We start from the raw sequence: 21,474 nt of genomic DNA, 5'->3' as shown, positions 1-21,474 counted from the left end.
ACGTGATGACATCACCATCGCGCACGTTGCTCGTCCAGCTGCTTCGTTATGGCCTCATCGGTGGGGCCATGAATTTGGGCGGCTATCTCCTGTTCATATTGATCACCGGGCTCGGTATGGAGCCGAAGGCAGCAATGACGGTACTTTATGTTGCGGGCGCGAGTGCTGGATTCTGGAGCAACCGCAACTGGACGTTCGGCCACCGCGGCGGCATCGCCAGGCCGGCATTCAAGTACTTCGGCGCTCATGTTTGCGGATACCTGCTGAACTACGTGATTCTCGCGATCTTCGCCGACCATCTGCACTTTCCATATCGCGTCGTTCAGGCGGTGGCGATACTAGTGGTAGCAGGCTTCTTGTTCGTCACATTCAAGTTTCTTGTGTTTCCTCGTCCCGATCCGATCGCCAGGAGCAACCCGTGAAGCGGTGCCTCAGTTGCGACACGTTATACCCGGTCAGCGATATGGCCTGCCCGGCTTGCCGCTGGCAGCCGGCACTGAGTGCGGAAAGCCCTGGCTTCAAGGCAAGCCACTTTGCCGAGCTCGCTGCAGTCGAAGGTGCGTGCCGCGGGATTCTCGATCGTCCGTAGCACATCTTTCGTCGCAATGCTGTTGCCTCTGATGATGCTGTCGAGGTTCAGCCGTCGCGGCGTCGATGCTGAAGTCACTGGAGCAGAACTCAGTGTCGCGCCGTGGTTGAACCGCCTGCTCGGTGCGACAATGGCGGCCGAAGCGCGAATGATCCGCGCTGGAGTCGATTTCCCGTTGGGCGGCTCGCGTTTTCTCATTGCAAGGAAAATATGATCCACATCCCGTTCAATAAGCCGTATATGACAGGGCAAGAACTTACCTACATCTCCGACGCGCACGCAAATCTACAATTTGCAGGCGATGGAGCATATACAAAGCGCTGCCATGCATGGCTCGAAGCACGCACGGGCGCCGCGCGAGCGCTGCTTACGCATTCATGTACGGCGGCGCTAGAGATGAGCGCCATACTCGCAGGAATCAGGCCCGGCGACGAAATCATCATGCCGTCCTATACATTCGTATCGACCGCAAATGCGTTCGTATTGCGTGGCGGTGTGCCGGTGTTTGTCGATATTCGTGCGGATACGCTAAACCTCGACGAGCGCCTCATTGAGGCCGCGATCACGCCGCGCACGCGCGCGATCGTGCCGGTGCACTACGCGGGTGTTGGTTGCGAGATGGACTCGATCCTCGCAATCGCGCGGCGTCACAACATCCTCGTGATAGAGGACGCGGCGCAAGGCGTAACGTCTACATATCGAGGAAAGGAACTCGGCAGTATCGGCGATTTTGGCGCGTATAGCTTTCACGAAACCAAAAATGTGATCTCCGGCGAGGGTGGCGCGCTGCTCGTCAAAGAGCCCGAGAGCGTACTGCGCGCCGAAATCATCCGTGAGAAAGGTACGGATCGGAGCCGCTTTTTCCGCGGCGAAGTCGACAAATACACATGGCAGGAGGTCGGCTCGTCGTTTCTGCCTGGCGAACTGACAGCGGCTTTTTTGTGGGCGCAACTGGAACAGTCCGACCGCATCGGGGGAGAGCGCCTCTCGTCGTGGCGCTATTATCATGAGTGCCTAGAGGCCGCCGAGGCGGCCGGCATCCTGCGCCGCCCGATCGTGCCCGACACTTGCATGCATAACGGGCATATGTACTACGTGCTGCTCGCCGCGGATGTGGATCGCGACGCAGTGCTCCAACGCATGAAGCAGTATGGTATCGGGGCGGTATTTCATTATGTGCCGCTGCACACGGCGCCGGCGGGGCGCACTTTGGGGCGTGCACACGGCGCGCTGCATGTCACCGAAACGCTATCTGCGCGACTTATCCGCCTGCCGTTATGGGTGGGATTGACACATAACGAGCAGAACGAAGTAATTGACGTGCTGTTGCGCTCCATAGACCTTGCCAGACGATAATCCGATGTAGAAGAGCAGGCCGAATGCAAATAGATAGGCCTCGGCCTAGGGTCGGGGGCGATCGTCCACCCTGCACAACCGTAGACCAGAGGCCATAACAGATCATTGGAGTCGGTCGGGCAGGATCAGGAGGAGTCGATTGGCTTACCGACCGCGACTGCCTCCTGAGTTGCGGATATATTTGCCAGACGCCCCCCCTATTCACGATCGCCATCGCAGACGCCATCTATTCTGGAATGTCGGTCTCAAATGTCGTGCAGCGTCAAGAAAACATCGTGAACAGCACCATCCCTTCGATCAGCACGCCCTCCTTGCAATCATCGGGCATTGAGACGTCGGGCATGCGAATGATGTCCACGCCCACGGCGGCAGTGCACTGCTGTTGAGCGACAGCTCCAGTGACAGCAGCAACGCCATCTGTTTGTCAGGGCAAGCCAGTCGCCGGCCGGCTGCAACTGCCCTTCGTCCAACGGCTCGATTTCGAACGGCTGATCGAGAAGTATGCCGTCTGGGTTGTGCCCGGTGCCTATGTTGCATGGCTGGCCGACACGAGGCGCGATCCATTTGAACGCCAACCCGGCGAAACCCGAGCAATCGCCGCATGCCGCGCCATTGTCGCAGCGAAGATCGGCAACACCGTCAGCGTTCCCGCCGAACTAATCCAGTTGTAAACCCAAATCTAAGACTCACAGCCTGCCGGTGAACGGCAGGCGAGAAAATGGCAGTGCTACTGCGCATTCAACGATTGAGCAACAGGCTTTACAGGCTTGCCCCTAAATACCCGTTTAATAAAACGGGTATGAAGCTTGTGTTCAAACCAACCAAAGGCGCAGCCACCAACAAATGAGCACAGCATAAAAATCGCAAAAACCCCAGAGAATCGCATTTCCACATTATGGGCTTTAAACAGGGCAATCAAAGCACCAATGATTATCACATGAACAAGATAAATACCGTACGAATAATCTCCCAAGCGAGTAACGATCGAAGGAAAATTTATCTTCTTCGAAGCAGCAATCAAACAGACAAAGCTAAACGACTGCATGATAAACATCGGACCTGGCGAGGGAAGCTTCATATTATTGCTAACTGCCCAAGTGCAAACCGCAATCAAAACCAGGTAAACAGGTGAGATTCGTTCAAATCTTGAAAGCCCGCCAATCGAAGCAACCAATCCAGCGATAAAAAAGATCGGATAAGGCGTTATTAGAATCCCCCACCCCGGCTGAGCAACCGGTGCAAAAGCCTGTGCAGTGTCGATGTCACCAATAACCCTATAGGCATCAACAACGATGATCAAAGACAGCCAAGCAGCGCAGAACCACAACATGTTCTTGCGAGATACCCTCATTAGCATCAGCGCAAATACAAGCACATAAAACGCCATCTCATAGCAGAGCGTCCAGTAAGGAATTCTATAGCTATTATTTACTAGCTGTGTAGGCAGCAGCAATGCAGACCTAAAGTCAAAACTCCAATCAATACCGAGCGGAACCAAAACCAACCAACTAACCACTATAGCCAACCAGTAGGGTGGATATACTCGCGCAATACGATTCCAAAGAAACATCTTACCTTGATCCAGACACATTCCCATGACATAGCCAGATATCACGAAAAACAAACTAACACCCATACGACCAAAGTTAATCATCAGAAATGGCTGATAGTCTATACCCTTAAAGTAACAGGTATAGAATGTCACATGCTGAAAAAGAACAAAAAAACAAGCAAGCAACCGTAGAGCCTGTATCCCGCCCAAATAGTCTTTCTGCATTTACTTAGATTCCATTGTGGTGATTAACGAGTGCCGCCGAGTGCTGCTGATTAAATCATCGAAGTCGCATGGGTCGGTCATTATCACACTTAAGTCGATCGCATTCCAAAAAATCACAGTAAAAGTGCATCTCCCTCCCCCCTCGTACCCGCCTTGGCTGGACTTCCAGGGATCATCCGCGGGTACGGCAGTCGATCCGGATGTTGACGCATCCGGATCGACCGCTCCTTTTCACTTCGATGTTGAGACTTCTCTGACGTATGCCTGAGAGTCCGCGAGGGCGCTCAGCCCCCGGTCGCCATCATCGGTGATGCCGATAATTCGTTGAACATGCGCCGTTCGGCTCTTGCGGGGCCATGAACCACCCCGCCGGTGGCGGCTGACACCGATCCGTTGCCGTCAGGTACGAGCTTCACCAGGTCATACTGGCCGCCACCGTCCTGCGGCTGCAGGTCGATGCCCACCCGCTATCCCTCCTCGACCCCGCCCGCATAGCAGACGCGCTTCTCGAAACGCGGCTCACGGAGCCCGGTGCTGATCCTCCCCATGCACGGCTGCCGTCCTGGCCCGGAAAGGAATCCGGCGATCTCACGGCCGCCGGCCGTTCCCATTTCACCCAGCCCATCCAGCACCAGGGCATCCATGTCGTCGCTCAGATCGCGAAAGCCCACGGCATGGTCAAAGTCCGCTCGCGGCGGCATCCAGCACGACTATTGATCGCAACAGATGAGAGCGAATGCTCAAGCGCATACGGACTCTGTGATAGCAGATGGGGGCCACACAACATGACGGAGGCGGCATGAACTCCTTGTTCTTACTTATGGCTCGGCATGATGGTCAAGCAGTCATCCCACTTGATCGAGTGTGCGCCGATTACATGCATTTGACGTTAGAAAAACTCAAGCGAAAGCAGCTCGACGGGGAGATTGATATTCCGCTGGTGCGCTTGGGTGCGAACACCCAAAAAACTGCTTTAGGCGTCCATTTCAAGGATCTAGCGAATTACATTGATCGACAGCGTGAAAAAGCGACGAGGGAACACAATCAACTGATGGGCAGAGCAGCATAAAACAGTTATGGGATGATCCTGGCGTACAGGTCTACGCCAGGGTACCGCTTTAGACTTTCTCTGTGGGCAAACTTTCGAGGTTGTCTTTCTCCGTGCTGTTGGCGACAGTCCTCAAGAATTTATCGTTATAAACCTCAACACGAGCACCCTTTCTCCAGTCGTCTTTACCTACCTCCCTGTACGTGTTGAAGGTTATGCCCTGCTTGATCATCTGCACAATGAAACCTGCCTCTACCCAAAACCATGGCTCAGCTCCGTCGGCACAAGCCCTGACTGCAACAATGTTTCCAGTAGCAGACTCGATTCGAGTTTTCCAAATCAGAAACGACATATCTTGATCCTTTCAAAAAATCCCTGCGACACCAATATGAAGACAAACAGATGCGTTTTGAAGCGTCATATCAAAGTCGAAAATCAAAGCGTTTTCTTGTACACCTTATCGAGAAAGGTCGCATTCTGACATTTGTCTCCTCGACCTCGTAGACGGGCGTACCTCCTAAGAGAGGTCCAGTCACGATGCCCAGAAACGCTCGAAGCCCTCGGGATGTCCCCGTCCATCTCGAACAAACGACTCACCTCTTCATGCCGAAGGTCATGGAAATGCAAATCCTCAATGTCGAACCCGGGTACGCTTGCGAGAATGCGGCTGACACTGAACTGGCATTGGAGGGAAGGATCTCCCTTTTGATCCTGGGCATCCTGTGGAGGATCGCCCAGGCTTCATTCGGTAGATGGCACCAGACTTCGTAGCCGATCTTCTGCCCGGGGTTCTTCATGTCACGCAACAGGACAACCTGCCGCGACTCATCAAGATCACCCCGGCGGATCCGAATAATCTCTTTCTGCCGACTGGTCAGCGCCGAGTCGTCGAGATCGCCCAGCCAAGCTTCCTTGATCGCGCTTAGCGTCGAGTTCTTGGTTTTCCCCTGCGGCCGGATCTGCTCGTACTCAAACAGGTGCTGCTCGATCATATTCCTGACCGTCACGCCCTTGCGGTTGGCACGCTCGATGGCGCCGGGCAGGGCCAGCTCCGACTCACGCTGTTTGATCCAGGCCTGGGCTACCTACTTGCGGTCGAAGGTTTGGCTTTCCTGATAGACTGTGCGCCCGTCCCGATTGATCCGTATCTGCGCCGTGTAGGCCGTAGAGTTGTCCTTGCGCTTGCGTGATGTGATCGTGCCCATTTCCGGTTGCTGCATTGCCCGATTCGATTGCTGCATTGTAGCAACCAGCCTTCGAAAACAAGGGAAAATGGGTAAAAACCGCTGTATAAAAGATCAGTATCAATGAAATCCGAAAACCCTAAAGCGCCCGAAAACACTAGCCAAGCCCGTACGGAGCCATCCCGCCGGTTCAGCGTTGCACCGATGATGGACTGGACCGACCGCCACTGCCGGTTCTTCCTACGCCTGCTGTCGAAGAACGCCCTGCTCTACACCGAAATGGTCACCACCGGTGCGTTGCTCAACGGCGATCACGAGCGTTTCCTGCGGCACAACGAGGCGGAGCATCCGCTGGCGTTGCAGTTGGGCGGCAGTGTGCCGCTGGATCTGGCGGCGTGTGCGCGCATGGCGCAGGCGCATGGGTATGACGAGGTGAACCTGAACGTCGGTTGCCCGAGCGACCGGGTGCAGAACAACATGATCGGCGCGTGCCTGATGGGGCATCCGCAGTTGGTGGCCGATTGCGTGAAGGCGATGCGCGATGCGGTGTCGATTCCGGTGACGGTGAAGCACCGGATCGGGATCAACGGGCGGGACAGTTATGAAGAGCTGTGCGAGTTCGTCGGCACGGTGCGCGACGCCGGCTGCACCAGTTTCACGGTGCATGCGCGGATTGCGATCCTGGAGGGGCTGTCGCCGAAGGAGAACCGTGACATTCCCCCGCTGCGCTATGACGTGGCGGCGCGGTTGAAGGCGGATTTTCCGGAGCTGGAGATCATCCTCAACGGCGGGATCAAGACGATGGAGGCCTGCCACGAGCATCTGCAGACCTTCGACGGCGTGATGCTGGGCCGCGAGGCGTACCACAACCCTTACCTGCTGGCCGAAGTGGACCAACAACTGTTCGGCAGCCAGGCGCCGGTGATCAGCCGGGCCGAGGCACTGGCGCAGCTGCGGCCTTACATCGCCGAGCATCTGCTGGCCGGCGGCGCGATGCACCACATCACCCGCCATGTGCTGGGGCTGGGCACCGGGTTTCCGGGGGCGCGCAAGTTTCGTCAGTTGCTGTCGGTGGACATCCACAAGGCCAAGGATCCGCTGGCGCTGCTGGATCAGGCCGCCGGGCTGCTCGAAGGACGTTGAAAACTGTTTGGCCAGGCGGATCGCTCCGCCTGGCCGAACAGGCGTCAGGCCGCCGCAGCGGTCCAGTTCACCCAGCCGAACAGCCAGGTCGCCAGGATCAGCAGACCGAAGGCGATCCGATACCAGGCGAATGCCGCGTAGCTGTGGTTCGCAATGAACTTCAGCAGGCCGCGCACGGCGATCATCGCGAAGATGAAGGCGATCACGAAGCCCAGGCCGAACACCGGCAGGTCGCCGGCTTGGAACAGTTCGCGGTACTTGTAGCCCGAGTACACCGCCGCACCGACCATGGTGGGCATCGCCAGAAAGAAGGAGAACTCGGTGGCGGCCTTGCGCGACAGGCCGAACAGCAGACCGCCGATGATGGTCGAGCCGGAGCGGGAAGTGCCCGGAATCATCGCCAGGCACTGTACGAAACCGACCTTCAGCGCGTCAGACCAACGCATGTCGTCGACATGATCGACGCTCACCACGTGTTCCCGCCGTTCCGCCCACAGCATCACCACCCCGCCCACAACCAAGGCGACGGCGACGGTGATCGGGTTAAACAAGTAATGATGGATTTGGTCAGCGAACAGCACGCCCAGCACCACCGCCGGCAGAAAGGCGATCAGCAGGTTCGCGGTGAAACGCTGGGCATTGCGCTGGGTCGGCAGGCCTTTGACGACTTCGAAGATCTTGGGCCGGAACGCCCAGACCACGGCCAGGATCGCGCCCAGTTGAATGATGATGTTGAACGCCATGGCGCGTTCGCCGCCGAACTCCAGCAGATCCGCGACAATGATCTGGTGGCCTGTGCTGGAAATGGGCAAGAACTCGGTCAGACCTTCTACCGCACCTAATATCAACACCTGGAATAAGGTCCAGAAATCCATTAATCCTCCGTCAGACCGCTCTTGAAGAGCACTTCGTCCATTGCATTCAGAAATTGCGTCTATGATGTTAAACAGTTCGTGTATCCATACCCGACTGTTCCACTCGGCGACGGAGAATAGGCCTTATCAAAAGACGCACTCAAGCCATGTTATTAATCGTCCGGATACGAATTCATCAAAATAAATTTAGGGCCCCAGTGGCAAAATCAGCCCAAGCCCAATAAAATGTGACCCGCCTCACATTATCCATTCACGTAAAGAATGACCGATGCGCAGGCAGATAGTGGCAAAAGGGCATAAAAAACAAATCGCCACAGATACAAAATGATGGCACAATTCCACATCGCCATCATCTAACGCCCCCTCTTCCACTAGTTCACCCCTCCGAGAAAATCAACTAAAAGCTTGAAAAGCTTAGTTATTGTTAGAAAACTCGGGAGCCACGTCTAAAATCCGCGCAAATGTTACCAATTGTCAGTCACAGATGAGAAACTGTGCTTTAACATCCCGATGTCAGCACTTTTTCGAGTCAATGCATGATGCTTACAGGGAACTTGGCGACCACTAGAAGCCAGCGCCGGACAAACGACGAACCAGGTGTCCTCACACTGGGTCGTACCTGCGGCGTGGCTGAACATTTCAGTGCGCTGGTCGCCAGGCATGTGCGGGCCGATATGACGATCGAGGCCAACTCGTACAGTCGTTCACTTAAACAGAATGAACATTCCGGTTCGTATCGCGCCATCTTCATCGTCATCGACAGCCCCCAGGCGCTCGAAGAAAGCCTGACGCTGGTGGAATCGCTGCGCACCGACCATCTGAAGCCGATCATTTGCGCCGTCATCACCGGCCGGGGCGCCTTCAACAAGATCAAATACTATCTGGCGGGCGCCGACTTCTGTATCAAGCTCAATACGCTCGCCGACGAAGGCGGTGAACTGCTCGCCGAGTTCTTCAACAGCGAAGAATGGCAACGGGACATCGACCTCGTGCTGGATCCCACGCGCATCTGCCTGTCCGACGCCCACAGGAAACTGGACATCTCCTTCGCGGAAATGAAGATCCTGGAAGCCTTTGCGCACACCGGCAATCACATACTCAGCCATGATGAAATCGCCAACATCATGGGGCTCAACACGAATTTCTATGATCCCCGGGCGCTGGAGAAGTCGATCAGCCGTCTACGTGGAAAAATCAAAGACATGTATGGTACAAACGCCATTCAGAGTATCCGTGGATACGGATACCGTCTGATGAGGGGGTTGATCTCAACCGCCTGAACCAAGGATATGCCGTTTTTTTGCATGCATACGAAGGAGCGTCTGATGCAACCATATAAAGATCCTGGATCCCGCCGTTTAATTCATGTTTCAAATTCAATAATAAGTTGTCGATTGCATGAGCGCGGTGGCAACACCGAACCATAACAATAAAGCCCTGTTTCAAGCAGCAGATCGAGTGAAGTCTATTCGAGGGCCACTTTCGAGCCCAGACCCTGCCTTATGGTTATTGCCGAGGTGGTGATTACTCGCCTGCCGAATATCTTTTAGCCAAACTTTGGCACGCAGTTTTAGGAGAGAGACATGGAAACCAGTACCACCCTCCACCGAAAATATTTTGTTGTCGTGACTCACAGCACTTCGTCGCAACGTGAACTTGAATCGATCCTGTCCAGTGAGCGTTTCAATTCGTTCGGCACGTCCCAGGCACAAATGTTCATCGAAGGTGTTGCTTCGCCCTCTTCCGCCCCCATGCTGATGGAGTTCACCTACCCGAGCGTCACAAGGAAGAATGTCGCGCGCAGCATCGAACATGACACGCAAAAGATACTGGCCACCCTCGAATCCGAGTGGCTGGCCGCCCAGTCGGCCAATCCGTTCCAGAGCGTTCCGGCCACGACAGGGGAAACCGGCGGCATGCCCCGTTCGGTCGAGGCCGAGCCGGCCGCCGCCGAAGCCTGGCACCTGGATGACGATCAGGGCGTGCTGGGCAAGCAAGGTGTGGAAATCAGCCTCACCGGCCTGGAGACGGCCCTGGTCAGGAAGATGCTGCACCATGAGGAGCGCGTCGTCAGCCGCGACGAGCTGATCCTCAGCATCGGCCGGGAGCCTGAGCACTACCGCGGGCTGGAGATGTGCCTGAGCCGACTGCAAGACAAGTTCAAGAGCGCCAGCAACGGTGAGCGACTGTTCCGCGCCGTCAGGAATCGCGGCTATTGTCTGATTCAGGAAGTCGTCGCGTAAACACACCGACCGCCCACGTATAAAACAAACAGAAACAGTGCAAAAACAAAAATAAAAAAGCACTCCTGTTTGACCTCCTCCCTGTTTTAACCGATCCCGCCTCCCACGCCCCTACAGTATCAAACACAACATCATTTATTCACCCCTCCGCCTTTGACCTTTTCTAACGTTGCAGACTTCTCTTTATTCAATAGTTGGCACTATGCCATCTTGTTAGAACTCGTCAGACACCATCCCCGGCAATAACTTAGTCTATTCAATGACGACAGTTCGGCATATCGACGCTGTTACCTCAGGACACTGGCTCCAACAAAAACAACAAGTCTATTAACAACTCGGTTTTCAACTGTCGAAACCTGAATGGACGTCTTTTGGGGATATCGTATGGATCTTACTCTTCGTATCAACAGAAACACCGGCCTCAAGGGACTTACCTTCTGGGGCCAATGGGCATTGGCGCAGTGCTTTATTGTTTCACTGCTGTTCATATTGGCCGAGCAGCACACCGGCAAGGTGGAGTTCTATTATCGGATGTGCACCATGCTGGCGGTGCTGGCCTCGGTTCCGGCCTATACGTTCAGCGGCGCATACCGAAAGCGGGACAATTACCTGACCGGGCTCGGTCGCCTGCTGGCGGGCTGGTCCATGACCATGGGCGCCCTGGCGTTCATCGCGTTCGTCTGCAAGGCTGATGAGCTGTTTTCGCCGCCGGTGATCCTCGACTGGGCCGTGTACGGCTTCCTCGGCCAGGCGCTGCTGTACGCGCCGCTGCACGCGTTTTCCAAGTACTACCAGCGCACCCGCAAAAGCGAGCACAAGACCCTGATCGTCGGCACCGGCGAACTGGCCCTGGGCCTGGCGAAGAAGCTGAACCAGAGCGAAAACCTGCCGCTGGTCGGGCTGGTCAGCAACGGCACCGTTCCCGCACTGGAGGCGGGCGCACCGCGCGTCGTCGGCGCCCAGGAGGAGCTGCTGGAGCTGATCCGCCGCCACGGCATCCGTCGCCTCTACATCACCCTGCCCCTGAGCGAAGCGGCGAAGATCGAAGCCATGTATGTCGATCTGCTGGACGCCAACGTCGACGTGGTGTGGGTGCCGGACCTGAACAGCCTGACGCTGCTCAACCACTCGGTGAAAGTCGTGGACGGCCTGCCGGCGATCTACCTGAACGAAAGCCCGCTGACCAGCCGACCGACCGCCGCGCTGAGCAAAAGCCTGGTGGAGAAGGCCGTGGCGCTAGTGGCCATCCTCCTGCTGAGCCCGGTGCTGCTGCTGATCGCGCTGGCCGTGAAGCTCAGCTCGCCGGGCCCGGTGTTCTTCAAGCAGGACCGCCACGGCTGGAACGGCAAGGTGATCCAGGTGTGGAAATTCCGTTCGATGCGCGTGCACGACGACCGCGAGGTCAAGCAGGCCAGCCGCAACGATTCGCGCATCACGGCGGTCGGCCGCTTCATCCGCCGCACCTCGCTGGATGAGCTGCCGCAGCTCTTCAACGTGCTGCAAGGGCACATGGCGCTGGTGGGCCCGCGTCCGCATGCGGTGGCGCACAACAACTACTACTCGGGCAAGATTCTCGCGTACATGGCGCGTCACCGAATCAAACCGGGCATCACCGGCCTTGCGCAGATCAGCGGCTGCCGGGGCGAGACCGACACCCTCGACAAGATGCAGAAGCGCGTGGAGATCGATCTTCAGTACATCAACAACTGGTCGTTGTGGCTGGATGTGAAGATCCTGGTGAAGACGCCGTTCACGTTGTTGTCGAAGGATATCTATTGAGGGCAAGGCAACAGGCAGCGCAAGGGGACGAAAGTCCCCTTTTTTGTGGGTGGTGTTTTTGTGTGGAGGCTGCTTTGAGCTGCGGTGCCTGATCCGCAGCCATCGCCAGCAGGCTGGCTCCCACAAGGAATCTTGGGTGTCCGCAGGATTCATGTGCACCGCAATAACTGTGGGAGCCAGCCTGCTGGCGATGGCTGCGGGTCAGGCAATAGAGATGTCGGCTGTGCCGGCCTCATCGCTGGCAAGCCAGCTCCCACAGTTTTTGATGGTGCACATGAGCCTTATGAACATCTGGGATACCTGTGGGAACTGCGGCGCGACGATTCGACTTGCCAGCGATAGCGGCCGGTCAGCCAACCAAGATGTCGCCTGTGGTGGCTCCATCGCGGGCAAGCCCGCTCCCACAAGGTTTCAGGTCACTCGGTGATCTTCTCGAAGTTGCGGTAGAACATGTCGTCGTCGCGGCTGTCGGTCATCGAGTGCAGCTGGAAGCTGCGGTTGAGCCGCGCGCCGCCGTCGCGGGTCAGGGGCGCCCAGACGAGGTTGGCGCGGCGCATCGTCGACATGCTCATCATCTCGTCGAACGGGATGGACAGGTAGATGCCCTTGTCGAAGCTACCCTCGCCGTACTCCGCCCCGCTGGCGGTGGTCATCGTCGCCCAGCCGCCGAAGCGCACGCCGTTGGAGAATTCCCGCGAGATGTCGAAGGTCACGCCCCAGTCGCCGGCCAGGTAGCGGCCGACGCTGATGGCGGCGAGGGTTTCGTAGGGCAAGTCGGTGTAGCCGGTGATGTGGCCGGTCAGCACCGAGTAGTCGCGCAGGTCGAAGCCCTGGTCGAATTCGCGCTGACGCACGTAGTTCAGGTCCGCGCCGACCGACCAGCGCTCGCCGGTCGGCCGGAACAGCACCTCGGCCCCGACCCCGGCGAACATCGATTCCAGGTAGCCGCCGTAGACCATGCCGTACAGATCCTTGTCCAACTGCTCGGCGTGGCTGAGCTGGAACAGCGGCATGGTGGTGTCGGAGGTGGTCAGGTACTGGCGCAGGTCCGTGCGCACCCGCGGCAGGCCGCTGGGCGCGTCGTAGGTGAACTTGTCGAAGTTGTTCACCAGGTTTTCGCTGAGCATGCCGCTCCACCAGGTGTTGCGGGTGAAGCGGAACTCCGCGTCCGCGTCCGCGCTGAACTGGTAGAGCAAGCCGTCCGGGCCGCCGACGTTCTGCTTGAATCCCAGGCCCATGCCGTAGCTGAACCGCTGCAGCGGCTGGGTGTAGAGGGTCTTCTCGTTGTGCGGCATCGCCGGGTTGACCTCGGTGGTGCGGTGCAGCGACTGCAGCGGCTCTTCGTTGTTGATCACTTCGCGGAAGGTCTGCCGGGGCACGCTGGTCTCTTCCAGCGCCAGGTCGTAGCGCTTGTTGACCACGGTGAACCAGTCGATGTCGTCATTGACGCTGTTGTCCAGGATCCGGCTCGCCCGCCCGACCGCCTTGGCCGAATGGAAGTAGCGCTGCTGCTCGCCGTACACCAGCAGTTCGGAACCGCGCTGGCTGATGCGCTCGACCTTGTAGCCGGCGTTCTGTTGCAGGCGCTGCGACACGTCGGCCCAGTCGACCTCATCCATCGGCTTGACCGGCGCCTTGGCCGGCAGCGGCTCGGCCGGCGGGTCGAAAGTCTTGGCCGGCGCCTTGCGGCTGACGAAGTTGGTGTGGAAGGTGATGCCGAACATCGCCGTGTTGCCCCGCTCCCACGCGGCGCTGACATCGACCGAGTCCGTGACCTTGAACACCGCGCCGAGGTTGATCGGCGAGTCCTGCTTGATCACGTTGTCCTTGGGTTCGTGCTTGTAGTCGTTGCCTTCGTATTCGAGCTTCAGGCTCAGCCGGTCCCAGGGCGTCTGGTAGCTGACGCCGCCGAAGAACGAAGGGCTGCCGCGAAAGTACGAGCCGGCGTTGACGTCGCCGGTGCCTTCCATGGCCGGCCGGGTCTTGAACCGGTCGCCGAGCACGCTGAACGGGTTGTCGATGTCGCCGCGGTTGCCGATGTAGCCCCAGGCGAGGCCGGCGCTGAAATCCAGGTTGTCGAAACGCTTGTTGGCCACCACGAATTCACTGGCGAACAGGCCCGTACCGCCGATGTCCCGGAAGCCCAGGGCCACTTCGGGCGCCCAGTGGGTCTCCTCCCACAGGCGGGCCTTCACGTCGACCGCCTTGTCCTTGTAACTCTGGTCACCGCTCATCGACGACGGGCCGTAGGGCCGGTTAGTGATGGCGGTGTAGCGGAACGAACCTTCCAGCCAGTCCAGCGGCTGCAATGAAACGCTGTAGCGGCTGTAGGGGCTGGTGCGGTTGGCGTTCACGCTCAACTCGCCGGCGGGCGACATCCGCGCGGTCGGGGTCTGCAACAGGCCCGCACCGCCGAAATCGTTCTGGGTGATGCGCGGCTCGGCATGGGCCAACCCGCACGGCAATAGCAACACGGCTGCAAAACGTAACTTCAACGAACCACCTCAGCCAACTGCGTGGCAATGAACTCGGCCAACTGCTGATTCAGTTCAGGAATGGGCGGATCCAGGTCGTCGTTCTTCAACGGCACCAGGATCCGGCTGCCCGCGACCGGCAAGTGCCCGCTCTCGCGGTTCCAGTGCGCGATGCCGATCCGCCGGACCGCGCCGTCCGGCTGGATCAGCCACAGGTAATCGGCGTCTGCGTCGTCCTCGAGCAGCGCGCAGCCTTGCAGGTAGTCGCGGGCCTCCTGCAACGGCTGATAGGGCAAGCGGCACGGCTCGGCGACGGCGCCCAGCACCTCGACCTCATCGACGCGCGCCGGGTAGATCAGCCGGTCGCCGTCGTCCAGGCGAATGTTGCGGGCGAAGCCGACCTCCAGCGCCACCGGATCCAGGTTCGCGACCTGACGCCCGGTGACCGGCATCTGCCGCACCTCCTCGGCCGTGCGCACCGCGAGGGTTTCGCGGCTCGGACGGTCGAACAGCACGGCCACGCGCCGCAGCACGTCCAGGTCGAACAGCACCCCGGCCTTGAGCCGGGTCTGCTGCTCCAGCAAGGACTGGCGCAGCAGCACCCCCGCCAGCCAGTAGCCTTCGGCGTTGGGCACCGCGACGCTGATCACGTCGGTCAAACGCCCGCCCGCCGGCAACTCCACCGGGCCCGGATTGGCCACATCGCCGGACACGACCACCGCCGCCTGCCCTGCCCCGGCCACCAGCAGCAGGCCCGCCGACCACATCCTCAGCCGCTTCATGGCACATGCCTGCGGTCAGGGGTCAGGTGCACGATCTTCACCCGCAGTTGAGAGGTCAGTTGCTGCTCGCTCTGCACGATGAAACCGTCCTTCGGATCGACCCAGTAGCGGTTGGTCGCCCGCAGGCCGATGGCCGGGACGTCGATCCGCTCGTCGATGCGCAGCACGGCGTATTCCTTGTCGAGGATGTCGAGGGTTTCCATGGATTTGCGCGTGAAGCGGCTGTTGACCTGCAACCCGACCTCCTGGCCCTTGTAGAGGTCGATCCAGCGTTGGCTGGTGTAGCCGTCGGCGACGTGCTGAAGGCCTTGTTTAAAGGGCGCGGCGTCGGACAGCCGCGTGCCGTCCAGATCCCCTTCCAGGCCCAGGCCGATGCTGCGCACCGCCAGGCCGTCGCGCATCAGCAGCACCTGCTTGCCGGAGGCGACCCAGAACTGCAGGTCCCCGCGCTCGCGCACCAGCGCCAGCACACCGGAGCCGGAAGGCGTGGTCAGCTTGAGTTGCGGATAGCGCACCTCGGCCACCTGGGCCGCCGTCACCTCCAGCTCATCCGGGCCGACGGCCGCCGACTTGAGGTTGGTCAGGGAGGCGACCATCAACGGGTTGCAGCCGCACAGCCACAGGACCGCGCTCAGGCCGATGCCTGTCTTCAACGTTTTCACTGTCGGGCCCGGCCTTATTTGCTGTTGTTACTGAATTCGCTCCAGTTCTTCGCAGCGGAAGCGCCCGTACCGACAATCGACGCCGACGGCACCAATTGACTGATGAGGCGGTTCCAGCGAGTCACGTTGGCAGGCCCGACATAGACGACGTCCTGGGGACGCACCTCGAAGTGCGTGGCCAGCACCATGGCGGTGGGCGATTCGGCTTCGAGCTGATAGATCTTCGCCGGCTCGACATCGAGGTTCTCGACCCCGCGGATGACATACACGGCGTTGCCGTTGGCGGTGGTCTGGCTCAGCCCGCCGACCGAGCCGAGCACGTCGGAGAGGTTCATGGTGGCGGTCTTGAAGCTCAGCGCACGGGGCTGGTTGACCTCGCCCATGACGTAGATGCGCTTGTTGTCGTTGTACGGCAGGTACAGCTGGTCGCCGCCCCGGAGGTAGACGTTCTGCAGCTCGGAGTCCTGCTGGTTGAGGGTGTCGAGGTTCAGCGGGTACGCCCGCCCGTTGCGCGTCAGCAGCAGGCCGGACAGGTCCGCGTTGTTGGTGTCGATGCCGGCCGAGCCCAGCGCTTCGACCACGCTCAGCGGGTTGGTGGAAATGGCCTGCGGGCCGGCCTTGGCGACGGCGCCGGACACCACGACCTTCTGGCTGGCGAAACGCAGCACGGCGACATCCACCTGGGGCTCGGCGATGAAGGCCGACAGCCGCTGCTCGATGTCCGAGCGCAGTTGCTGGATGGTGCGGCCGGCCGCCTGCACTTCCTTGATGAACGGGTAATAGAGCGTGCCGTCGGAGCGCACCAGTCGGCCGTTGGCGTCGATCTGTTGCTGCGCGCCGGACGGGGCCGTCAATTCGGGGTGGTCCCAGACGGTGATGTAGAGCACGTCGTTGCGGCCGATGCGGTACTCGGCCGGCGCCTCCAGCAACTCGGGCGGCAGCGTTTCGCGCTTCTGGGTCGCCCGGTTCATGGAGATCAGCTTGGGGGTGATCGGGATCAGTTCGACCCGGCTGCTTTCGCTGGCGCCCTGGCGTGTGATGCCGAAGGTGTTCAGGTGCTGGCCGGGGGAAAACATGCAACCTTGCAGAGCGAGACTTGCCAACATTAAAAGATAAACACTACGAGTCATAATGGCACTACGCTATTCAAGGGCGAATCCAAAAACAAAGTCACCCGACTTGCGTCGGGCGACCTTGTACTGCACCAACAGTTGTTACCGTTAGTTGTGCGTGCCGGTAGTACCCGTTGTACCTGTGGTACCGGTTGTACCGCCGTTCGCACTTCCACCGCTGTTGGATGCCGCTACGGCACTGGCAACCATTGCGGTACTGGCGGCGGGCGCTTGAGAAGCCGCCACGTTGCCCGACACATTGGTCACCGCCGTGAGCGGCGCTTCGGCTGCAATGGCCAAGTTGCCGAACAACGACAACAAGGCGATCGCCATCACTTTTTTCATACCCACTCCTTTCCGGCATTCGACTTTAATAACATCAGGCCGTCCGCTGGATGTTAGGGATCACGTCGCAAACTGCGCGAACATGAGCCGTCGTTCATTCACAATCAATCCTGACTTATAAATGTCGAACGGCACGTTTATATCTACGGACTTGAACCGGGCAATTCCAGCGTAATTTCCCGACGTTATCTAACAGTCTGACCGAAACTAACATCGGTCCAAATTGACATCATCCGCGGTAACCCTGCGGGTGGCTCGATTGCCAGCGCCAGGTGTCGGTCACCATGTCCTGCAGGCTGCGCGTGGCTTTCCAGCCCAGCTCCGCGGCGGCCTTGGAGGGGTCGGCCCAGCTCTCGGCCACGTCCCCGGAACGGCGCGGCATCACCTTGTACGGCACCGGCTGCCCGCAGGCCTGCTCGAACGCCTGAAGCACCTGCATCACGCTGTAGCCGTCGCCGGTGCCCAGGTTCCAGGTGTGGATGCCGGTTCGGCCGGTGATGGTCTCCAGGGCCTTCAGGTGCCCGTCCGCCAGGTCGACGACGTGGATGTAGTCGCGCACGCCCGTGCCGTCGGCCGTGGGGTAGTCGTTGCCGAAGATCGACAGTTCCTGCAGGCTGCCGACCGCCACCTGGCTGATGTACGGCACCAGGTTGTTGGGGATGCCGTTGGGGTCTTCGCCCATCCGGCCGCTGTGGTGCGCGCCGATCGGGTTGAAGTAGCGCAGCAGGGCGATGCTCCAGCGCGGCTCGGCCTGGCACAGGTCGCGCAGCACGTTCTCCACGATCAGCTTGGACTGGCCGTAGGGGCTGGTGGGCTGACCGGTGGGGAAGTCCTCGCGGATCGGCATCCGCTCCGGCGCGCCGTACACCGTGGCCGACGAGCTGAACACCAGGCGGAACACCCCGGCCGCCGCCATCGCCTGGCACAGCGTCACACTGCCGCCGACGTTGTTCTCGTAGTATTCCAGCGGCTTGCGCACGCTCTCGCCCACGGCCTTGAGCCCGGCGAAGTGCAGCACCGCATCAATCGCGTGTTCCCGGAAGATCCGATCCAGCAGAGGCCTGTCGCACACGTCCCCGCGGATCATCTGCGCACGTCTTCCGCAGATGGCCTCCACCGCCTGCAAGGCCGCATCGCTGCTGTTGCAGAGATTGTCCAGGACAACAACTTCATAGCCTGCCTCAAGCAGCGCAAGTGTGGTGTGCGAGCCGATATAGCCGGCGCCACCGGTTACCAGAATCTTCATAGCGCGGTCCTTAGTCGGGAAACTTCCCAGTAGCGCGTCAAGCCTGGCCTGTTGAATATGTGTCGCAATTCACACAAACTAGGCCGACAACAACCTTAAACAAAACAAGTTCAACGACTGGCGAAAAATATTTTTCCAACCCAAACTGTATTGCCTGCTACTTATTAACATCACCGCACTCTTGCCACTATCGGCAGATACCGACTAAAAATAACCAACAACAATAAAGTCGACATCTAATAACATTATCGACTTCCGCACACATTGCCATTTGCCATCAATTACCTGACTCAGGTATTAAAGTAAGCGTTCAATCAACATTGAAACTTGCAACCTTTCGTTATTGCACGCCGATTGGCTGTGCGCCATGAATGCCCAGGATATTTCTATGATTCGTAAATGCTTGTTCCCCGCGGCCGGCTATGGCACGCGTTTCTTGCCGGCCACCAAAGCCATGCCCAAGGAAATGCTGCCGATCGTCAACAAACCGTTGATCGAATACGCCGTCGAAGAAGCCCGTGACGCCGGCCTGCAACACATGGCGATCGTCACCGGACGGGGCAAGCGCGCGCTGGAAGACCATTTCGACATCAGCTACGAGCTCGAACACCAGATCCGCGGCACCGACAAGGAGAAGTTCCTGGCCGGCACCCGCGAGCTGATCGACACCTGCACCTTCTCCTACACCCGCCAGGTGGAGATGAAGGGCCTGGGCCACGCGATCCTCAGCGGCCGTCCGCTGATCGGCGACGAGCCTTTCGCCGTGGTGCTGGCCGACGACTTGTGCCTGAACCTGGAAGGCGACGGCGTGCTGGCGCAGATGATCCAGCTGTACAAGCGCTTCCGCTGCTCCATCGTGGCCATCCAGGAAGTGCCCCGCGACCAGACCCACAAGTACGGCGTGATCGCCGGCGAGCCGATCAGCGACGGCCTCTACCGGGTCGACAACATGGTGGAGAAACCCGCCCCGCAGGACGCCCCGTCCAACCTTGCGATCATCGGCCGCTACATCCTGACCCCCGACATTTTCGACCTGATCGCCGACACCCAGCCGGGCAAGGGCGGGGAAATCCAGATCACCGACGCGCTGATGAAGCAGGCGCAGAACGGCTGCGTGCTGGCCTACAAGTTCAAGGGCCTGCGCTTCGACTGCGGCGACGCCGAGGGTTATCTCCAGGCGACCAACTTCTGCTACGAGAACGTCTACCTGAAGGGCCGCTGAGCCCCGCGCCGGCGCACCCGTAACGTCCATCCCTCATTCAGGCAAACCCCTATGAACATTGCACAACACGCGGCGGACCTTGAACGGTCGGTGGACAACCTCGGCGTGATGAGTTGGCTGTCCCGCCATCAGCCGCTGCCCAGCGCCAACGAGTCTTGGCTCGGCACGATCCTGCTGGTGGAACGCATCGGCATGTTTCCCTCGTCCGGCGACATCCGCCGGCCGCTGGCCGATCCCTATCCCCTGCTCGCCCACCTGAAGCGGCTGTATGCCGAACAGGCGCTGGAGATCGACGACCGCGACGGCCTGAAGGTGATCTTCAGCGACTGGCGGTTCCGGGTGCGCCTGTGCTGCAACGAGCCGGCGGTCATCGTCACGGTGGAAACCCGTTGCGACACGCACGGGATGCCGCGCAGGACCGCCGAACTGCTCGGCCATCTGGACGCCTTCGAGCGCGCCCCTGGCTGAACGCCTAGCGCCGGGTGTCGCCGCAGCTGTCCTGCGGCGACACCGCCTCACGGCCGCCGACCATCAGGCGATGGAAAAACCCGGCGATCACCTTCCCTCCCGTGGCCGGATCCGGATGAATCCTGTCCGGCCCGATCATCGGCATCGGCCCGCCGGCGGCATAGCGCCTGACGTCGGCGCCGAACGCGCACTGCATGTTGGCGTAGCCCAGGCGGGCCTCACGGGCCCAAGGCTCCAGCACCTGCGCGTAGGCCGACATCGGGTAGGCGCTAGAACGTGATGTGTCCTGGCGCAGGATCAGGTTGATGCTCGCCGCCGGCTGGATCTCGCGCAGCATCCCCACCAGGCCTTGGAGGTTCTTCAGGTATTGCTCGGGCTTGACCCCGAAGCCCTGATCGTTGCCGCCGAGCATGATCAGGTAGATGTCCGCCGGGATCTTCGCCACCGCCGCTTTCCATTGCGCCTGCCAGCCGGCATCGGCGTGGTAGAAGTCCGCCGAGGCCGCGCCGGACGCCGCCAGTTTCGACACCCGCACGCCGCCCCGGCCATTGCTCATCCACACACCGAACAGCGTCGGCGAGCCGCTCGCCACCTCCAGCCGCAACGCCCAGTCCGGCGCCGCCGGCGGATCCGCCAACGGCGTTTCCCGGACACCTTCGCCGTCGAGCCTCAGCGGGCGCCAGGCCAGTGAAGGTGCCCAGCGGTAGCGCACGTCGCTGGGCTCTCCGTTGCCGAGGTAAAGCAGTTTCGCCTCGGTGACCGTCGTATCGATGGCCGCCGAGGGATGGGCATCGATCTCCAGCCATGCGCCCGGGCGTCCGGTGACGGTGCGGCTGTCGGGGCTGGCCTGGCCGAGGCCGGACACCTGCCAGCCGCCGAAGTGTTTTTCGCTGCTGCGGGTGTACTTGAAATGCGTGCCGCCGAGGGCCGCGCCGTGGTTGAAGCCGATGTAGCCGGGGCCTGCGAACCCGGCCTCGGCGGCCAGACGCTGCACCAAGCGGTTGAGGTAGAAATCCTGCCCGGCGCTGTAGCTGTCGCCGATCACCGAGATGGACAGCACCGGCCCCGCCTTCCCCTCGCGCCACTGGCCGAAACGCTCGCGGGCATCGCCGGCCTGAACCACCGAGGCCGCGACCGGGGCGACATCATCGGCCGCGAACATGGCGCAC

General features: G+C 59.8%; 22 protein-coding genes and 1 pseudogene. 11 read left to right on the top strand and 12 right to left on the bottom strand.

What is annotated here, in order from left to right; translation table 11 throughout:
- The first annotated feature begins 5 nt into the window (after positions 1-5).
- The 4 genes from ACIP0B_RS09820 (at position 6) to ACIP0B_RS09805 (ending at position 2,616) form a co-directional block, all read left to right on the top strand.
- A complete protein-coding gene (locus ACIP0B_RS09820; protein WP_400831565.1) occupies positions 6-422 on the top strand; it encodes a GtrA family protein in 417 nt (138 codons plus the stop codon).
- Positions 423-533: 111 nt separating this feature from the next.
- Positions 534-803, top strand: a complete 270-nt coding sequence (locus ACIP0B_RS09815) for a hypothetical protein (RefSeq protein WP_400831525.1) — start codon at positions 534-536, stop codon at positions 801-803.
- Positions 800-1,945 (top strand): dTDP-4-amino-4,6-dideoxygalactose transaminase, encoded by a 1,146-nt coding sequence (gene rffA, locus ACIP0B_RS09810; protein ID WP_400831523.1) that lies wholly within the window; start codon positions 800-802, stop codon positions 1,943-1,945. Before ACIP0B_RS09815 ends, rffA begins: the two co-directional genes overlap by 4 nt.
- Positions 1,946-2,343: 398 nt before the next feature.
- Complete coding sequence (locus ACIP0B_RS09805; RefSeq protein ID WP_400831521.1) at positions 2,344-2,616, top strand: hypothetical protein; 273 nt, start codon at positions 2,344-2,346, stop codon at positions 2,614-2,616.
- 56 nt (positions 2,617-2,672) lie between these two features.
- Here ACIP0B_RS09805 and ACIP0B_RS09800 read toward each other — a convergent pair whose 3' ends face one another.
- Together ACIP0B_RS09800 and ACIP0B_RS09795 are read right to left on the bottom strand one after the other, a co-directional pair.
- Positions 2,673-3,722, bottom strand: a complete 1,050-nt coding sequence (locus ACIP0B_RS09800; protein ID WP_400831519.1) for an acyltransferase family protein — start codon at positions 3,720-3,722, stop codon at positions 2,673-2,675.
- A gap of 284 nt (positions 3,723-4,006) precedes the next feature.
- A complete protein-coding gene (locus ACIP0B_RS09795; RefSeq protein WP_400831517.1) occupies positions 4,007-4,186 on the bottom strand; it encodes a hypothetical protein in 180 nt (59 codons plus the stop codon).
- A gap of 335 nt (positions 4,187-4,521) precedes the next feature.
- On the opposite strand from ACIP0B_RS09795, the gene ACIP0B_RS09790 reads away from it, so the two are divergent.
- Entirely contained in the window at positions 4,522-4,791 is a 270-nt protein-coding gene (locus tag ACIP0B_RS09790; protein ID WP_400831516.1) for a pyocin activator PrtN family protein, read from the top strand.
- A 49-nt stretch (positions 4,792-4,840) separates the two neighbouring features.
- On the opposite strand, the gene ACIP0B_RS09785 is transcribed toward ACIP0B_RS09790, so the two are convergent.
- Positions 4,841-5,122 (bottom strand): DUF3892 domain-containing protein, encoded by a 282-nt coding sequence (locus tag ACIP0B_RS09785; RefSeq protein ID WP_400831514.1) that lies wholly within the window; start codon positions 5,120-5,122, stop codon positions 4,841-4,843.
- Positions 5,123-5,205: 83 nt separating this feature from the next.
- A pseudogene (locus tag ACIP0B_RS09780) lies at positions 5,206-5,975 on the bottom strand (tyrosine-type recombinase/integrase).
- A 102-nt stretch (positions 5,976-6,077) separates the two neighbouring features.
- Between ACIP0B_RS09780 and dusA the strand changes: the two are divergent.
- Positions 6,078-7,097 (top strand): tRNA dihydrouridine(20/20a) synthase DusA, encoded by a 1,020-nt coding sequence (gene dusA, locus ACIP0B_RS09775; protein ID WP_400831513.1) that lies wholly within the window; start codon positions 6,078-6,080, stop codon positions 7,095-7,097.
- A gap of 44 nt (positions 7,098-7,141) precedes the next feature.
- Here dusA and ACIP0B_RS09770 read toward each other — a convergent pair whose 3' ends face one another.
- Positions 7,142-7,972 carry an undecaprenyl-diphosphate phosphatase gene (locus ACIP0B_RS09770; RefSeq protein WP_400831512.1) on the bottom strand — a complete coding sequence of 277 codons (831 nt, stop codon included), beginning with the start codon at positions 7,970-7,972 and terminating at the stop codon, positions 7,142-7,144.
- A 536-nt stretch (positions 7,973-8,508) separates the two neighbouring features.
- Here ACIP0B_RS09770 and ACIP0B_RS09765 point away from each other — a divergent pair.
- The 3 genes from ACIP0B_RS09765 (at position 8,509) to ACIP0B_RS09755 (ending at position 11,994) form a co-directional block, all read left to right on the top strand.
- Positions 8,509-9,252 carry a winged helix-turn-helix domain-containing protein gene (locus ACIP0B_RS09765; RefSeq protein WP_400831510.1) on the top strand — a complete coding sequence of 248 codons (744 nt, stop codon included), beginning with the start codon at positions 8,509-8,511 and terminating at the stop codon, positions 9,250-9,252.
- Positions 9,253-9,555: 303 nt separating this feature from the next.
- Positions 9,556-10,215, top strand: a complete 660-nt coding sequence (locus ACIP0B_RS09760; RefSeq protein ID WP_400831509.1) for a transcriptional regulator — start codon at positions 9,556-9,558, stop codon at positions 10,213-10,215.
- Between the two features lie 384 nt (positions 10,216-10,599).
- Positions 10,600-11,994, top strand: coding sequence for an undecaprenyl-phosphate glucose phosphotransferase (locus ACIP0B_RS09755; protein ID WP_085584467.1), 1,395 nt, complete (start codon positions 10,600-10,602; stop codon positions 11,992-11,994).
- Between the two features lie 416 nt (positions 11,995-12,410).
- Here the strand turns inward: ACIP0B_RS09755 and ACIP0B_RS09750 are convergent, their stop codons facing one another.
- The 6 genes from ACIP0B_RS09750 to galE all read right to left on the bottom strand — a co-directional run bounded on the left by ACIP0B_RS09750 (position 12,411) and on the right by galE (position 18,615).
- The gene (locus ACIP0B_RS09750; protein ID WP_400831507.1) at positions 12,411-14,489 is read right to left on the bottom strand and encodes a YjbH domain-containing protein; all 2,079 of its coding nucleotides are present in this window, start codon (positions 14,487-14,489) and stop codon (positions 12,411-12,413) included.
- Positions 14,486-15,250, bottom strand: coding sequence for a capsule biosynthesis GfcC family protein (locus tag ACIP0B_RS09745; protein ID WP_400831505.1), 765 nt, complete (start codon positions 15,248-15,250; stop codon positions 14,486-14,488). Before ACIP0B_RS09745 ends, ACIP0B_RS09750 begins: the two co-directional genes overlap by 4 nt.
- The gene (locus ACIP0B_RS09740) at positions 15,247-15,912 is read right to left on the bottom strand and encodes a YjbF family lipoprotein (RefSeq protein ID WP_400831504.1); all 666 of its coding nucleotides are present in this window, start codon (positions 15,910-15,912) and stop codon (positions 15,247-15,249) included. The genes ACIP0B_RS09745 and ACIP0B_RS09740 overlap by 4 nt, the downstream gene beginning before the upstream one ends.
- Before the next feature lie 14 nt (positions 15,913-15,926).
- Complete coding sequence (locus ACIP0B_RS09735) at positions 15,927-16,988, bottom strand: polysaccharide biosynthesis/export family protein (protein WP_400831502.1); 1,062 nt, start codon at positions 16,986-16,988, stop codon at positions 15,927-15,929.
- A 144-nt stretch (positions 16,989-17,132) separates the two neighbouring features.
- Complete coding sequence (locus ACIP0B_RS09730; protein ID WP_085584478.1) at positions 17,133-17,369, bottom strand: hypothetical protein; 237 nt, start codon at positions 17,367-17,369, stop codon at positions 17,133-17,135.
- Positions 17,370-17,598: 229 nt separating this feature from the next.
- A complete protein-coding gene (galE, locus tag ACIP0B_RS09725; RefSeq protein ID WP_400831501.1) occupies positions 17,599-18,615 on the bottom strand; it encodes a UDP-glucose 4-epimerase GalE in 1,017 nt (338 codons plus the stop codon).
- A 388-nt stretch (positions 18,616-19,003) separates the two neighbouring features.
- On the opposite strand from galE, the gene galU reads away from it, so the two are divergent.
- The gene (galU, locus tag ACIP0B_RS09720; RefSeq protein ID WP_085584483.1) at positions 19,004-19,837 is read left to right on the top strand and encodes a UTP--glucose-1-phosphate uridylyltransferase GalU; all 834 of its coding nucleotides are present in this window, start codon (positions 19,004-19,006) and stop codon (positions 19,835-19,837) included.
- Positions 19,838-19,888: 51 nt separating this feature from the next.
- Positions 19,889-20,305 (top strand): mannose-1-phosphate guanylyltransferase, encoded by a 417-nt coding sequence (locus ACIP0B_RS09715; RefSeq protein WP_085640702.1) that lies wholly within the window; start codon positions 19,889-19,891, stop codon positions 20,303-20,305.
- 4 nt (positions 20,306-20,309) lie between these two features.
- On the opposite strand, the gene ACIP0B_RS09710 is transcribed toward ACIP0B_RS09715, so the two are convergent.
- Entirely contained in the window at positions 20,310-21,467 is a 1,158-nt protein-coding gene (locus ACIP0B_RS09710) for an SGNH/GDSL hydrolase family protein (RefSeq protein ID WP_400831500.1), read from the bottom strand.
- Positions 21,468-21,474 lie beyond the last annotated feature (7 nt).

The sequence above is a fragment of the Pseudomonas sp. NPDC089534 genome, assembly GCF_044749305.1.
Lineage (GTDB): Bacteria > Pseudomonadota > Gammaproteobacteria > Pseudomonadales > Pseudomonadaceae > Aquipseudomonas > Aquipseudomonas ekonensis.
The sequence above is the reverse complement of the archived record's forward strand: the minus strand, read 5'-3'. Positions and strand labels throughout refer to the sequence as shown.